Annotated in this window: 13 protein-coding genes; 11 read left to right on the top strand and 2 right to left on the bottom strand. The window is 40.4% G+C overall.

The window, feature by feature from the left end; all coding sequences use genetic code 11:
* Position 1: 1 nt before the first annotated feature.
* From HWV00_RS15045 to HWV00_RS15020, 6 genes are all read left to right on the top strand, one after another.
* The gene (locus HWV00_RS15045) at positions 2 to 1111 is read left to right on the top strand and encodes a GGDEF domain-containing protein (RefSeq protein ID WP_211682572.1); all 1110 of its coding nucleotides are present in this window, start codon (positions 2 to 4) and stop codon (positions 1109 to 1111) included.
* 110 nt (positions 1112 to 1221) lie between these two features.
* Entirely contained in the window at positions 1222 to 2169 is a 948-nt protein-coding gene (locus HWV00_RS15040) for a carbon-nitrogen hydrolase family protein (RefSeq protein ID WP_211682570.1), read from the top strand.
* 254 nt (positions 2170 to 2423) lie between these two features.
* Positions 2424 to 4022 carry a BCCT family transporter gene (locus HWV00_RS15035; protein WP_211682568.1) on the top strand — a complete coding sequence of 533 codons (1599 nt, stop codon included), beginning with the start codon at positions 2424 to 2426 and terminating at the stop codon, positions 4020 to 4022.
* Positions 4023 to 4460: 438 nt separating this feature from the next.
* Complete coding sequence (locus tag HWV00_RS15030) at positions 4461 to 6059, top strand: BCCT family transporter (RefSeq protein ID WP_211682566.1); 1599 nt, start codon at positions 4461 to 4463, stop codon at positions 6057 to 6059.
* A 192-nt stretch (positions 6060 to 6251) separates the two neighbouring features.
* Complete coding sequence (locus HWV00_RS15025) at positions 6252 to 6527, top strand: putative quinol monooxygenase (RefSeq protein ID WP_211682564.1); 276 nt, start codon at positions 6252 to 6254, stop codon at positions 6525 to 6527.
* 95 nt (positions 6528 to 6622) lie between these two features.
* Positions 6623 to 7252: a LysE family translocator gene (locus HWV00_RS15020; protein ID WP_211682562.1), complete on the top strand. Its 630-nt coding sequence runs from the start codon at positions 6623 to 6625 to the stop codon at positions 7250 to 7252.
* Positions 7253 to 7290: 38 nt separating this feature from the next.
* Here HWV00_RS15020 and HWV00_RS21590 read toward each other — a convergent pair whose 3' ends face one another.
* On the bottom strand, positions 7291 to 7845 hold the full coding sequence (locus tag HWV00_RS21590; RefSeq protein WP_211682560.1) for a type II secretion system protein: 555 nt from the start codon (positions 7843 to 7845) through the stop codon (positions 7291 to 7293).
* A gap of 311 nt (positions 7846 to 8156) precedes the next feature.
* Here HWV00_RS21590 and HWV00_RS15010 point away from each other — a divergent pair, with 311 nt between their 5' ends.
* Positions 8157 to 10841 carry a nitrate reductase gene (locus HWV00_RS15010; RefSeq protein ID WP_211682559.1) on the top strand — a complete coding sequence of 895 codons (2685 nt, stop codon included), beginning with the start codon at positions 8157 to 8159 and terminating at the stop codon, positions 10839 to 10841.
* A 66-nt stretch (positions 10842 to 10907) separates the two neighbouring features.
* Here the strand turns inward: HWV00_RS15010 and HWV00_RS15005 are convergent, their stop codons facing one another.
* Complete coding sequence (locus HWV00_RS15005) at positions 10908 to 11594, bottom strand: hemolysin III family protein (protein ID WP_211682557.1); 687 nt, start codon at positions 11592 to 11594, stop codon at positions 10908 to 10910.
* A 209-nt stretch (positions 11595 to 11803) separates the two neighbouring features.
* Between HWV00_RS15005 and HWV00_RS15000 the strand changes: the two genes are divergently transcribed.
* The 4 genes from HWV00_RS15000 (at position 11804) to HWV00_RS14985 (ending at position 14870) form a co-directional block, all read left to right on the top strand.
* Complete coding sequence (locus HWV00_RS15000; protein WP_255554615.1) at positions 11804 to 12760, top strand: hypothetical protein; 957 nt, start codon at positions 11804 to 11806, stop codon at positions 12758 to 12760.
* Positions 12761 to 12895: 135 nt separating this feature from the next.
* Positions 12896 to 13483 carry an elongation factor P hydroxylase gene (locus HWV00_RS14995; RefSeq protein WP_211682555.1) on the top strand — a complete coding sequence of 196 codons (588 nt, stop codon included), beginning with the start codon at positions 12896 to 12898 and terminating at the stop codon, positions 13481 to 13483.
* Positions 13464 to 14597, top strand: a complete 1134-nt coding sequence (locus HWV00_RS14990; protein ID WP_211682553.1) for an ATP-NAD kinase family protein — start codon at positions 13464 to 13466, stop codon at positions 14595 to 14597. The genes HWV00_RS14995 and HWV00_RS14990 overlap by 20 nt, the downstream gene beginning before the upstream one ends.
* A gap of 3 nt (positions 14598 to 14600) precedes the next feature.
* A complete protein-coding gene (locus tag HWV00_RS14985; RefSeq protein ID WP_211682551.1) occupies positions 14601 to 14870 on the top strand; it encodes a YfcL family protein in 270 nt (89 codons plus the stop codon).
* Positions 14871 to 14904 lie beyond the last annotated feature (34 nt).

Genomic DNA, 14904 nt, shown 5'->3' with positions numbered 1-14904 from the left:
AATGAAAACGAAATACAAAATAACAACATTTTTGGCTTTGGTTTTTATTGTGTTGGTTGAAATTGCGCTGATTAGTTTTATTACCTTTGAGTATAAACAAAGTAATAAAGAAGCTGCACGTAATGTGGAGTCTATACGGGCGTCATATTGGGCGTCATGGTATTTTGGTAAAGAGCTATCTCGATTAGATACACAGTTACGAGAAGCTATTTATTTAAATATTAGTGATATCGACCGCGTGCAAGAAAAATTAGATTTCTTGATTGTAAGCTATGATTTTCTAGCATCAGATAAGAAGATATCGCCTTTATTACAAGCTTACGCGGTTAAAACACTACAGTTGAATATTGATAGATTAGACAAGGTGGCATTACAGATTTTAGCAAGTGATGATCCTGTGAAGCAATATTCTATTATTCTCGATGTCGTTGAAACGTTACAGAGGGGGCATTATCAGATTGTGTTTTTTGAGTTAAAGGGCGGCGATCTTAAAATGTTTACCAGAGAAATAGAGAGTCATCAGCAATCTCTTTTATACATTATCTATGGCACTTTTTTGATTGTTACTATGTTACTTATTTTTTGGTCGATGACTTACTTGAACAGTAAGCACACGAAAGCACAATCGAATCTTGATGCGTTAACATTACTCCCTAATAGAAAACGATGTGTTGAGTTAATCAGATTGAAAATACAGAAGAAAGAGCCTTTGTGTTGCTTTTTTATTGACCTTAATCACTTCAAACAAATCAATGATACATTGGGTCATCACGCTGGGGATGAAGTGCTTAAAGTCATAGCCAAAAGAGTCTCTTATAGTATTAGCGGTAATGATGTATTTGCACGTATTGGTGGTGATGAGTTTATTCTGATTTTGTGTCACTACGGTGATCGCTTAAATGTTGACACGATTGTTGAACGGATCATGGACCAAATACAGCAACCGATTCATGTTGGAGATAACATTGTCAGTGTCGGTTCTGCGATTGGTATTTCTTTTTTATCTGATGAAATAGATACGGTGGATAAATTATTTTCGACGGCAGACTCTGCAATGTATTTAGCAAAGGCATCAAAAGACGTAAATTCGAGTGATTATAGATATTATTGACTGTACCCATATTATGTATGGCGTTGTAACTTGTCCTTTCAAAACGTTCTCAACTAGACTGATAATTTAACTTTATATCCGTTTTGTTACTGACTAGGTGGGAATTAAATATGGCTAAGATTGCAATCATTCAAGAAGCGCCTTATGTGCTTGATAAAGTTAAGACGGTAGAGAAAGCGGCACAAGTTATTGATACTGTCGCAGCACAAGGTGCCGAACTCATCGTTTTTCCTGAAGCGTTTATTCCCGGCTATCCCGCATGGATATGGCGACTGAGACCTGGTGGAGATTGGGGAGTCAGTGAGGATTTACACACTCGGTTGCTTAAGAACGCGGTAGACCTTTCTTCGGATGATCTTGCGCCTATCATGAACGCAGCAAAATCGAATAAGGTGACCGTCGTTTGTGGGTTGAATGAGCGAGATTATAAAAATAGTCGAACGACCTTATACAACACTGTTGTTACGATTGATGCGCAAGGGAATATCGCTAATCATCACCGTAAGTTAATGCCGACTAACCCTGAACGCATGGTGTGGGGGTTTGGTGATGGGCATGGTTTAAATGTGATTGATACACCTGTGGGCAGGGTTGGTAGCCTTATTTGTTGGGAGAGTTATATGCCGTTGGCAAGGTATGCTTTGTATTCTCAGGGTATTGAGATCTATATTGCTCCAACTTATGACAGTGGCGATGCTTGGCTAGGTACGATGCAGCATATTGCCAGAGAGGGAAAATGCTGGGTGTTATGCTGTGGTGTGGCATTGGAGAGGCAAGATTTACCGAGTGATTTTCCTAATATCGAGCAACTCTATCCAGTGACCGATGAATGGATTAATCCCGGTGATTCAGCAGTGATAGCGCCGAGTGGCGAAATTGTATCGGGCCCCTTATCAAAAGAGAAAGGTTACCTTGTCGTTGATATTGACGTCGAACTGTCTACAACCTCAAAGCGGGCGCTAGATGTAGCAGGGCATTATTCAAGACCGGATGTATTTACGCTGGAAGTGAATAAAGCACGCCAATCACCCACTCATTTTAAAAATGAAAGTAAATAATATATTTACCGAGCCAGCTTTACTTACCTGCTACTAACGCCCTATAGATATGTAAATTCATATGTGTATATCTTTATGGTTTCCGATTATATTGTGGATTAAAATTCTGTAAATCTAAGTTTGTTTGAATTTTAATCCCGTTTTTGATATTGTCTGACCGATTTTTATTTATTGGCCATCAAATTTCACATTTATAGCCATTTATTTTCTACTTTTGATACAAAAGTATTGCAGGATATGCTCAAGCACTAATTATGGATAGTACGTTAAATAAATACAGTTCGACAAATAAATACAGTATTGAAACCACTGATTACCAAGTTGGTCAGGACAACATTCAAAAATGGGGCTTTGATATACATAATACTGTATTCGGTATTAGCGCCGGTTTGATTTTCCTACTCATCTCAGCCCTCCTCTACGTAGACCCTTCCACAGCTAAAGAAATACTGACGAATGTTAGAAACAGCATCATGGCAGAATTTGATGTGGTCTTTATGTGGTCAACCAACTTCTTTGTTCTTTTTACTATGTTATTGATTATATCGCCGTTTGGTAAGATCCGTATCGGTGGTAAAGAAGCAAAAGCAGATCATTCAACCCTATCTTGGTTGACGATGCTATTTGCTGCTGGCATGGGGATTGGTCTGTTGTTTTGGGGTGTTGCTGAACCAACCGCTTATTTCACTAATTGGTGGGGTACACCATTAAATGTAGAGCCATTCACCGCGGAAGCAAGATCATTAGCACTGGCGGCAACGGTTTATAACTGGGGTATTCACGGCTGGGCTGTTTACGGCGTGATTGGACTTGCTCTGGCTTTCTTTTCTTTTAACAAAGGTTTACCACTATCTATTCGTTCGGTATTTTATCCGATCATTGGTGATCGTGCATGGGGCTGGACAGGTCATATTGTTGATATCATGGCCGTACTTGCGACATTATTCTCGTTAGCGACATCACTTGGTTTAGGTGCACAGCAAGCGGCGAGTGGTATCAATCATGTATTTGGTACTGAAGGCGGTCTTGGTTTACAGCTCGTTGTGATTGTACTTGTTACCTTAGTGGCAATATTCTCTGTGATACGTGGTATTAATGGCGGCGTTAAAATATTGAGTAACATCAATATGGTGTTTGCATTCGCACTATTAATCTTTGTATTGATTATTAGTTTTGATGTGATCATTGTGACTATTCCTGAAACTTTTACTGCTTACGCTGAAAACTTCGTTGCTTTAAGTAACCCGCATGATCGAGACGATCTAGCGTGGATGCAGGGTTGGACTGTATTCTACTTTGCATGGTGGATCTCATTAGGGCCATTCGTCGGTATGTTCATTGCGCGTATTTCTAAAGGTCGTACAGTACGTGAGTTCTTGTGTGCAGTGATTTTTGTACCGACGTTAGTGACGCTGATATGGATGGCGACGTTTGGTGGTATTGCTATCGATCAAGTGATGAATAAAGTTGGCGAACTTGGTATTAATGGTTTGACTGATATTTCATTATCATTATTCCACGTATACGATGTACTACCGTATGGTAAAGTGTTGTCAGTATTATCGATTGTATTGGTATTAATCTTTTTTATTACGTCATCAGATTCAGCATCGCTAGTTGTCGACAGTATTACGTCGGGCGGTAAAGTGGATGCACCTGTTCCACAGCGTATTTTCTGGGCTGTTATACAAGGTTCAATTGCAGCAACCATGCTTTGGATTGGTGGTACCGACGCACTACAGGCCCTACAAGCGGGTGTTGTAACGACTGGATTACCATTTGCCTTGTTAATGTTAGTTATGTGTGTGAGCTTAATGAAAGGCTTGAACTCAGAGCGTCATTTATACAAGTAATGGCCTTGCTTAAAATTTAAGTGTTAAAACTTAATATGATGAATACCAACGGTCTCAAACTTATGTTTGAGACCGTTTTTTTTGACCGAATGGCAGCCATTCAGCAGTAGCTGTATAATTAGCACTGCAGCGGGGTAGGGCAGACTGTTTCATTGTCGCGACAAATGAAGAGATTAATCTCGGTGATTTGGTGCTGTTGTTTCCGTAATGAGATATACCTATATATATGTAAATGCATACATATAGTTTTTTATGGTTTTAACCCTATTTAGCGCTTTAAACCCCTATAAAGCTAAGTTTGTTTGAATTTTAATCTCGTTTTTGATACTCTTTTAACCGATTTTATTTCTTGGTTCGATCATTTCTTGGATTTGATGGCCATTTCGTTTTTACTTTTCGATCAAAAAGTATTGCAGGATATATGCTCAAGCATAATTTATGGATAGCTCGTTAAACAAAAATAGTACGTTGAATAAATATAGTATTGAAACCACTGACTACCAAGTCGGTCAAGATAATGTGCAAAAGTGGGGGTTCGATATACATAACCCCGTGTTCGGCATTAGTGCCGGCCTCATTATTTTCTTCCTCTCTGCACTCCTCCTCGCTGACCCCACTACCGCAAAAGAAGCACTAAACAGTGTTAAAAATGGCATCTTAGCTGATTTCGATAGTTTCTTTATGTGGTCAACTAACTTCTTCGTCTTTTTTATTGCAGTATTAATCATATCGCCGCTTGGTAAGATCCGTATTGGTGGTAAAGAAGCAAAATCTGAACATTCAACTATCTCATGGCTAGCAATGTTATTTGCTGGTGGTATGGGTATTGGTCTGTTGTTCTGGGGTGTTGCTGAACCAACGGCTTATTTCACTAACTGGTGGGGAACGCCATTTAATGTTGAACCGTTAACTGCTGAAGCAAAGTCATTAGCACTTGCTGCAACGATTTATAACTGGGGTATCCACGGCTGGGCGATTTACGGCATTGTGGCACTATCTCTGGCTTTCTTTGCGTATAACAAAGGTCTGCCGTTATCAATTCGTTCTGTTTTTTATCCTATTATTGGTGATAAAGCATGGGGCTGGGCTGGTCACGTTGTCGATATTTTAGCGGTACTTGCTACGCTGTTTGGTTTAGCGACGTCGTTAGGTCTAGGTGCGCAACAAGCGACAAGTGGTATCAACCATGTGTTTGGTACTGATGGTGGTATTGGCATGCAGTTGATTGTCATTGCCTTTGTGACATTAATTGCGATCTTCTCGGTTATCCGTGGTATCGATGGCGGCGTTAAAGTATTGAGTAATATCAATATGGTATTTGCCTTTGCGTTATTGCTTTTTGTTTTGATCATTGGCTTTGATATCATCACTGTATCAATTCCTGAAACATTCGTTGCTTATGCCCAAAACTTTATTGGCTTAAGTAATCCACATGGTCGTGATGATACTGTTTGGATGCAAGGTTGGACTGTATTTTACTGGGCTTGGTGGATTTCATGGTCACCATTCGTAGGTATGTTCATTGCGCGTATTTCTAAAGGTCGTACGGTACGTGAATTCTTGTCTGCGGTTGTCTTTGTTCCTACATTAGTGACATTGGTATGGATGGCAACATTTGGCGGTATTGCAATCGACCAAGTGGTTAATAAAGTGGGTGAGTTGGGCGCTAACGGCTTAACTGATTTATCATTATCTTTATTCCATGTATACGATGCACTGCCGTATGGTGATGTACTATCAATATTGTCGATTATCTTAGTATTAATCTTCTTTATTACGTCATCAGATTCTGGTTCGCTAGTAATCGACAGCATCACATCAGGTGGTAAGATCGATGCACCTGTGCCACAACGTATATTCTGGGCTGTGGTAGAAGGTACTATTGCTGGTGTTATGTTATGGATTGGTGGTTCTGAAGCGCTACAAGCCTTGCAAGCGGGTGTAACCATCACAGCGTTACCGTTTACGTTTGTATTGCTGTTTATGTGTGTGAGCTTGATTAAAGGCTTGAACTCAGAGCGTCACTTATACAAGTAATGACTTAGTTTAAAGTTGCATGTAAAAACGTTAGCTTTAAAAGTTTAATATGATAAATGCCAACGGCCTCAGATGTATATTTGAGGCCGTTTTTTTTGGGTTGATCGCAAATATCAAACAACATAATTTAGATCATTCGTGTTACGTTATATTTTAAGGTATAGATTATTTTAAACGTAGAGGAAAATACGGATGAATAAAGTCATTCTAAAAGGATTTATTATAGTCCCAACAGCTGATTTACCTGCGGTTAAGCAAGCTCTTATAAGTCATAAAGAACTCACTCGTAATGAACCCGGATGCTTGATGTTTAATGTTACGCAATCTGAAACTAATCTTAACCGATTTAATGTATATGAAGAATTTATTGATAAGACGTCGTTTGAGCAACACCAGATCAGAGTTAAAGACTCGGCTTGGGGTAAGGCTTCCGCTAATGTTAAAAGACATTATGAGATTTTGATGTAATTAATATTATTTAGCATTAATTATATAAAATTTATAAATAGCTATGATAGGGTCGAGCCCTGTTATGTTTAGTTATCTAATAAAAGGTTTTATTGATGTCACTTGAATCGGCAATTACATTTTTTATCGCTATATTTATTTTTGGTATCACACCTGGACCGGGTGTTTTTGCTATTTTGGCGCGCGCTATGGTTGAGGGGCCAAAGAAATGTATCATGCTCGCAATGGGAATGATTGGCAGTGATGTCATTTATTTGATTCTAGCCTGTTTTGGTCTTGCGACTATTGCTGAAAATTGGTCTGAAGTCTTCACTGTTATTCGCTATTTAGGTGCCAGTTATCTGATTTATCTTGGTTATAAGATGATTAAAGCCTTACCTCAGATTAAAAGTGATATTCAAGCTGAGACACAAGCCCAGAAAGACAATGCTATGTTGGCCAGCTTTACCCAAGGATTTTTGATTTCAGCATCAAACCCGAAAGTGATCCTGTTTTATATTTCATTTTTACCGACGTTTATCGATTTGACAGTATTAACGGCTCAAGATATTGCATTGGTATCTGTTTTATCATCCATTGCACTAATGTCTGGATTAATGTTGATTGCGTTCGGGGCGAGTAGAATGGCGAAAATGTTGAAGACACCTGTGGCGCACCAACGACTCAATCGCGGTGCTGGTAGTATTATGATTGCGGCTGGTGCGTACTTAGCAGTAAGTAAATAAACTATTCAGAGGCGTAGCCTTGTAGGTGATAAAGGGATCTACTTACATTCATATAAGGTCACTGTTGGTCGATCACCTTTAACGCCTGAGTATTTGTATTCTATATAGCAATTACCTGAACCCGTCTCTTTCAACATTTGGAGATCCGCTGGATGGGTGATATTAGAAGCGAGAGTAATAATTGTGGTGGTCTTTTTGTTTTTAGCATTACGGTAAAACATAACGACGTCATCAAGTTCTCCATTAAGGTCACTGACACCATCCAACATAGAGTCCCAGTTATTCATATAGCCTTGATCTGGATAACCATATTGAAACTGGCAGTGAGCGCACCACGATCTTAGTTGTAGGCTATCATTGTCTAAGCGCGTATTACTGTTAACAAATCTGGCGCCTTCTAAACCGTCTATAGCGAGTTTACTGTAGGCGATATCAATAGCACTCAGCATCGATCCCTTAACACCATTTAAGACATTTGTTTTGGCATCATCTTGAAGATTGATAAACTTAGGCATCGCGGCTGCGGCTAAAATACCGAGTACAATAATCACAATCACTAATTCAATTAATGTAAAACCTTTGTTATTTTTCATTTCAGCATCCTTTGATTAGGGATGCATGGTAACAAGTTGTTATTATTAGGTGTGTCACTAAGCGGACACTGCTAGCAATTACTGACCATCGCTTCATTTTTACGCACCAATTTGGTGCGCTACATTGTCTCAAGCACTACAATCGAGCTTTACAATCGAGCTTTCATCGAACTTAAACGTCTATTAGCCTTTGTTTAAAGCATTATTAATATACTTTCATTAGGATCGCAGCTTAGTTACCTCCAAACGATAGACTTGGCTAACTTTTTGCTTTATCAATAGTATGAACATGCGTAAACAAGGATGATTATATGCAGAAGCTAAAGAAAATACCCAAATGGGTTAAAACCACCTGTCCTTATTGCGGTACCGGTTGCGGTGTCGAAGCGCAAGTAAATCAAGATAATTCAGTGACTATTCGTGGTGATGAATCACACCCGACCAATTTAGGTAACCTTTGCTCAAAAGGATTAACGCTAGCCGATACCCTAGTCCCAGAAGGACGTCTTACCGAATGTTATATTCGTGGCCAAGCGCAGAGCATGGAAACCACACTCAGCTATGTTGCGTCATCATTTAATAAAGTGATTGCCGAACATGGCCCTGATGCTGTTGCTTTCTATGTATCAGGACAGCTATTAACGGAAGACTACTATGTTGCTAACAAGTTGATGAAAGGCTTCATTGGTAGTAGTAATATCGACTCAAATTCACGTTTATGTATGTCTTCAGCTGTGGTCGCGCATAAGCGTGCATTCGGCGAAGATTCAATGCCAGCTTGTTATGCGGATATTGAAGAAGCTGAGCATATTTGTTTAGTCGGTTCGAATCTGGCTTGGTGTCATCCTATTTTATTCCGCCGTATTAAACAGGCGAGAATGGCTAACGCTAATTTGAAAGTAACCGTGATAGATCCACGTCGTACAGATAGCTGTGATATTGCCGACCTGCATTTAGCCATTCGTCCTGGTACGGATGTCGCGCTTTATAATGGCCTTTTGGAGTTTCTCGATCAAGAAAACGCCTGTGACCTTGCTTATATCGCCCAACATACCGAAGGCTTCGAAGCTGCACTTGAGTCGGCTTATCAATCAACACCAAGTTGGTTTGAACTGGCTGAATTCTGTAATCTCGAACTCGATACTATGCTGGCCTTCTTCCATCGTTTTACCGATATTGATAAAACCTTAACGTTATTTAGCCAAGGTGTGAATCAGTCAACCAGTGGTACGAACAAAGTAAATGCTATTATTAACTGTCACTTAGCGACAGGTCGCGTGGGTAAACCGGGTGCCAGTCCATTTTCTGTGACCGGTCAGCCAAATGCGATGGGTGGCCGTGAAGTTGGTGGCCTTGCCAGTATGCTTGCTGCGCATATGGACTTTACACCAGAGAGTCATAAGTTGGTGAGTGAGTTTTGGCATACTGATAAACTGGCCACCAATAACGGTGCTAAAGCCATTGATATGTTTGATCAAGTGCATCAAGGTAAAATAAAAGCCATTTGGATTATGGGTACAAACCCGGTTGTTAGCCTGCCTGATTCAGACAAAATTCAACAAGCGTTATTAAATTGCCCGCTGGTGGTTGTATCGGATTGTATTGCTAAATCAGACACCATTGCCTGCGCGGATGTATTATTACCGGCGCAAGGTTGGGGTGAAAAAACCGGTACAGTGACCAATTCTGAGCGTTGTATCTCCCGTCAACGTGGCTTTTTACCTAGCTTGGGTGAAGCGAAAGCTGATTGGTGGTTGCTGGCTGAAGTCGCTAAGCGTATGGGATTCACGAAAGAATTTAGTTTTGATAGTGAAGCCGACGTATTTGCGGAATATGCTCAGATGACTGGTTTTAAGCAAGATTCCTTACCGCGAGGCTTGGATATCGCGGTATTGGCTACACAAGATTACCAACAGCACCAGCCAATGCAATGGCCGATACATGGAGATAAGTCAGAGGCTAGATTATTTACTAATGGGCAGTTTTCAACACCCTCTGGTAAAGCTAATTTCATTCCGCTTTATTACAAATCAGCCGCAAGTGAAGTCTGTAAAAATTACCCTATGATCTTAAATACGGGTCGTAATCGTGACCAATGGCATAGCATGAGCCGAACTGGGTTAGCGACCAAGCTTAATGGACATATGCCTGAGCCGCTATTATCAATTAACCCGCAAGATTTAACGGAACGTGGGATCTGTGATGGCAGTTTAGTCGCGGTTGAGAGTTTGCAAGGCAAGTTATTAGTACGCGCACATGCAACGGTGAGTCAGAACCCAGGAGAATTATTCCTACCTATTCACTGGAGCCGTCAAAACGCCAGTGCGGGGGCTATCTCAAGTTTAGTCGCGGGACATACGGATCCTTTATCTGGTCAACCGGAAAATAAATATACCCCTGTGAGTGTCAGTGCTTGGAAGCATGCATCACGTGCAGCATTGTGGAGTCAGCGTCGTCTACAGGTTGCGAAGATATTACCTATGGTCGATTACTGGGTTGAACGTCGTTTAGAGCAAGGATTTTTATATTATCTTGCGAGTGTGACAGAGCCAGCTGCTTTCTTTCAACAATTAAAGTTAGTCCTGAATAATGATTATATGACTAAGCAAGTTGATTATGAAAATGCTGCCGAACAAAAGTATCGTTTTGCCATGAGCTTTCAAGGCGATCATAAAGACAGCTTAGACATTAGTTTAATGGTAACGCCTGCAAATGATGCTGATGATGATTCATGGTTGGCGAGTTTAACCATGCTTAGTCCTGATGTGGGATTACGTGCAACACTCAAGGGGGAAGCGGCAACACCTGCAAGCCGCATGATCTGTGCATGCCATCAAGTGACTGAACACGATATTATCGAGGCGGTGAAAGCTGGTGCAGATACGGTTGAAGCAGTTGGAGGTTGTAGTAAAGCGGGGACGGGGTGTGGTTCTTGTATCCCCGAAATTAAACGGGTAATGGCAAGTTGTGAGATCGAAGTTACGCTGGTTGATTAAGTGCCCATTAAGGTAAATGGGGTAATGAATGATGGCATTAAGAGTGAGTACTTAATGCCATCGGTTTTAGTGATTAACTGGTAGTACGTAGAGGTAAATCGTTATAAAGTGGCAAGCACTACCCAATAACACGAAGATATGCCAAATCGCGTGGTTATATGGAATACGTTTATTGGCATAGAAAATAGCGCCAATCGAATAGGCAAGTCCGCCAGCGAGTAACCAGTACAGTGCGCCAGTCGCCAGTTTTCCTAATAATTCATCGCCTGAAAAGACAATTAACCAACCCATTGTAAGATAGAAAAATAGTGAGACTTTTTTAAATCGCTCAGCCCAATATACCTTCGCAATAATACCAAATATAGCCATACTCCAGACCACACCAAAAATACTCCAGCCAAGTGTGCCACGGAGTTCAATGAGCAGTAATGGTGTATAAGTGCCTGCGATTAACAGGAAGATAGCGCAATGGTCGAGCGTTTTTAGTTTCGCTTTAAGTGCGGGGTTCGTTGCATAATGGTAAGCACTAGAGGCAAAGAACAGTAAAAACATTGAGATACCGTAAATGCTAAAACTGGCAATACGCCAAGGATCAGCTTGTTGTATTGATGGCACCAATAAAGCGATAAGTGCTGCGATACTCAGTAATGCGCCGATGAAATGAGAGCAAGTATTCGCGGCTTCTTCCTTTACACTATAAGGTGCAGCTACGGCATCGGTAGCCGTTATTATTGGTGTCGAACTATGTGACATATACGATCCTCTGTTAAGTTGTCCAACCAGTTAGGCTTACAAGTGTACGCTTAAATTATTTTAATTTAAAGTGAATAAATTTATTCTAGTGTTTTTTAGTATTAGAAAATGATTAATTTTATAAATTAAATACTATTATCAAGCATGTATGTTTAACATATTATTCAAAGTTTCGTTATTTTAGACCTTGGTTATTGTAGAGGAGTGTTATGACAGTATTAAAATGGATAGTAAAAATAGGGATGTGGGGATTACTGATCTCAAGCACTGTTGCTGTGAGCGGTTATTTTTATTGGTCGAGGCCACTGCAAAACTACCCTGTACTCGACATCAAGATACAAACATTATTGCAGAATAAAGTGAAAGAAACGTCTGCGTTGGCTCAGTTTGGCGGGCAAATATGGACAGCCAACGACAGTGGTGATGGTGCTAATTTATACCAAATTAATGAGCAAACGGGGCAGGTGATTAAACAGGTGCATGTTAATGACGTGATTAGTTATGACTGGGAAGAGTTAGCTCAAGATGCCGATACGCTCTTTGTGATGGATTGCGGTAATAATCGAGGTACCCGTGATAGTCGTACCATTATCAATATTAATACTGGCGATTTAATGACAGCTGATGATGGTGCTAATGTAGCGGCTGTCAATACAGCTCGTTTTTCAATGGCAGATAAACCCGAAGAAGCGTTAACGATGTTCATACATGATTATGATTGTGAAGCGTCAGCAGTCGTCGACGAAGAGTTATGGGTGCTAAGTAAAAATTGGGTTAATTTGCAAAGTCGTTTGTATCGAATGGAGCTAACTGAAATAGCTAAGAGCGCTGCGAATAATAGTGTTATTCAAGTGACGCCAACGCAAACATTAAATGTTGATGGGCTCATTACGGCAGCAGATTATAATGCTGCGACGAATCAATTAGTTTTACTGGGTTATGATGACAACCTTATTTATAAACACCCCTTTATTTGGATTGTAGCCGTTGAGAACAAAGATTTAAATTGGGATAGGGCAAAACGTTTTAATTTGGCGCATTACGGCCAATGGGAAAGTATTATTTGGCAAGGTGAAGAAGAGCTATTACTCACTGCTGAAGCGAGTTGGGGTACTCCTGCTCGTGTCGGTATCGTTGCATTAACTTCGCCAACACTATTAGATTAATATCGCGTAAAGGAGTATTCTACTAGCGAAAATTACCGATTTGAGCGCGATATATTAGCGGACATACCACTACTATGGGGGTATAATCCTGCTCATAAATAGTGCTCAGTGATTAAATGATTAGCTAGGCGCAGTATGCAATACAATTTACAAGATCAACATCAGTACCAAGACTTGATTAATACGTTTAACGACACCTTTTCAAATGAATTTAATACCCGATTAGTGAAAGGTGGTGATGAGCCGATATATATGCCGGCTAATACTGACTTCGAACAATATGTCAGTTGTGATCACCACCGTATTATTTTTGCCCACGGTTTTTTTGCGAGTGGGATGCATGAAATTTCGCATTGGTTAGTTGCAGGGTTAGCACGTCATCAATTAGTTGATTTTGGTTACTGGTATATTCCTGATGGGCGAAATGCGCAGCAGCAGGCTGAATTTGAAAAAGTAGAAATAGTGCCACAAGCGATTGAATGGATTATTTGTGTTGCAGCAGGTTATCAGTATCGAGTTAGTGCTGATAATTTATCTGGTATTGTGATTGACCGATTAGCTTTTCAGCATAAGATCCACGATCAAGTACGTTTATATTTAGAAAACGGTTTATCAGCGCGAACACAAGCGTTAGTGACAGCACTACAAGCATTTTATAATACAAAGCCGCTGGTATTAGCAGATTTTGATTATCGAGGTATGTATGAACGTGAAGCCGTTTAAGCTGGGTATTATTATTAATCCAGTTGCTGGCGTTGGTGGCAGCGTTGCTTTAAAAGGCAGTGATAATGTCACGCAGCAAGCACTGAGTTTAGGTGCTATACCGCAAGCAAACAACCGTATGTTACAAGCATTAGGTCAGTTTACTGATCTTGCTCAGCGTTTTACGGTGGTGACTGCGGGTGGTGAAATGGGTGAACGTTGCAGCTTAGAACTTGGTTTTAATGTTGAAGTTGCTTATCGACCTGCCAGTGAAATGACGACTGAACAAGATACATTTTCGGCTGTCGATGCATTATTAACACAAGATATTGATTTGTTATTATTTGCTGGTGGAGATGGTACGGCACGTAATATTTGCGCAACGATTAATGACGCGGTACCTGTATTAGGTGTGCCTGCAGGTTGTAAGATCCATTCTGGTGTTTATGGTGTTACGCCTAAAGCAGCGGGTTGCGTAGTTCGTCGACTTATTTTAGGTGAGCTGGTTACGTTAGCTGATGCTGATGTTATGGATATTGATGAGGTTGCATTTCGTCAAGGTACTGTGAAAGCAAAACGGTATGGCGAGATGATGGTTCCGACAGATTTACGCTATGTTCAAAGCGTAAAAATGGGTGGTATTGAATCAGATGAATTAGTGTTAACAGACATTGCTGCAGATGTGATGGCTGATATGGAAGATGAATATTACATAATGGGTTCTGGATCGACAGTCGCTTTTACTATGGCTGAATTGGGTCTAGATAATACGTTATTAGGTGTTGATGTTGTGCATCAGCATGAATTGATTGCTTCGGATCAAACGGCTGCGCAGTTATTAGCGTTGACAAAAAACAAGCCCTGCAAATTAGTGATCACGTTAATTGGTGGTCAGGGTCATATTTTTGGTCGTGGTAATCAGCAACTGTCGCCACAGTTGATTAAACAAATAGGCAAAGAAAATATTATTGTGTTGGCAACCAAAGCAAAGTTGTCAGCATTAGCAGGACGTCCCTTAATTGTTGACACGGGGGACGTTGAATTAGACCAAGCATTATCTGGTTTTATTCGTGTAACTACAGGTTATCGTGATTACATCATGTATCGTGTCGCCAACCCAGAGTATGAGGATTAATCATTGTCTAAAGCTACTTATCAAAGCAAGCTAATGGAAAAGCTTGATGGATTTGTAGAACAAGGAACGTCGGATCAATTATTTGCGGCTGAATATTTACATGGCCACGTTACTTTTGCTACGGCGAAGTGCGAAAATATAGGTAAAATCTATCCTCACGATATTAAGTTTCAAGTCGTGAACAGTTTACGAGATGCACTTGTTGCTAATGAGCTAACCCCTCAAAAGCAAGCGCTTGTACTCGGTATGTGGGATGCTATCAATAAACATTGATATTCGATAAATGATTATGAACAATTAGACTGTT

The organism is Moritella sp. 24, assembly GCF_018219155.1.
Taxonomy (GTDB): domain Bacteria; phylum Pseudomonadota; class Gammaproteobacteria; order Enterobacterales; family Moritellaceae; genus Moritella.
Note: the sequence above shows the minus strand (reverse complement) of the source record. Positions and strands in the feature narration are given on the sequence as shown.

Bases quoted from the DNA above. Each gene is read 5' to 3' on its own strand.
- HWV00_RS15005 (WP_211682557.1), bottom strand. From the start codon at position 11,594: ATGTCACATAGTTCGACACCAATAATAACGGCTACCGATGCCGTAGCT.
- HWV00_RS15025 (WP_211682564.1), top strand. From the start codon at position 6,252: ATGAATAAAGTCATTCTAAAAGGATTTATTATAGTCCCAACAGCTGAT.
- HWV00_RS15020 (WP_211682562.1), top strand. From the start codon at position 6,623: ATGTCACTTGAATCGGCAATTACATTTTTTATCGCTATATTTATTTTT.
- HWV00_RS14995 (WP_211682555.1), top strand. From the start codon at position 12,896: ATGCAATACAATTTACAAGATCAACATCAGTACCAAGACTTGATTAAT.
- HWV00_RS15010 (WP_211682559.1), top strand. From the start codon at position 8,157: ATGCAGAAGCTAAAGAAAATACCCAAATGGGTTAAAACCACCTGTCCT.
- HWV00_RS14990 (WP_211682553.1), top strand. From the start codon at position 13,464: ATGAACGTGAAGCCGTTTAAGCTGGGTATTATTATTAATCCAGTTGCT.
- HWV00_RS15030 (WP_211682566.1), top strand. From the start codon at position 4,461: ATGGATAGCTCGTTAAACAAAAATAGTACGTTGAATAAATATAGTATT.
- HWV00_RS15035 (WP_211682568.1), top strand. From the start codon at position 2,424: ATGGATAGTACGTTAAATAAATACAGTTCGACAAATAAATACAGTATT.
- HWV00_RS15045 (WP_211682572.1), top strand. From the start codon at position 2: ATGAAAACGAAATACAAAATAACAACATTTTTGGCTTTGGTTTTTATT.
- HWV00_RS21590 (WP_211682560.1), bottom strand. From the start codon at position 7,845: ATGAAAAATAACAAAGGTTTTACATTAATTGAATTAGTGATTGTGATT.
- HWV00_RS15000 (WP_255554615.1), top strand. From the start codon at position 11,804: ATGACAGTATTAAAATGGATAGTAAAAATAGGGATGTGGGGATTACTG.
- HWV00_RS15040 (WP_211682570.1), top strand. From the start codon at position 1,222: ATGGCTAAGATTGCAATCATTCAAGAAGCGCCTTATGTGCTTGATAAA.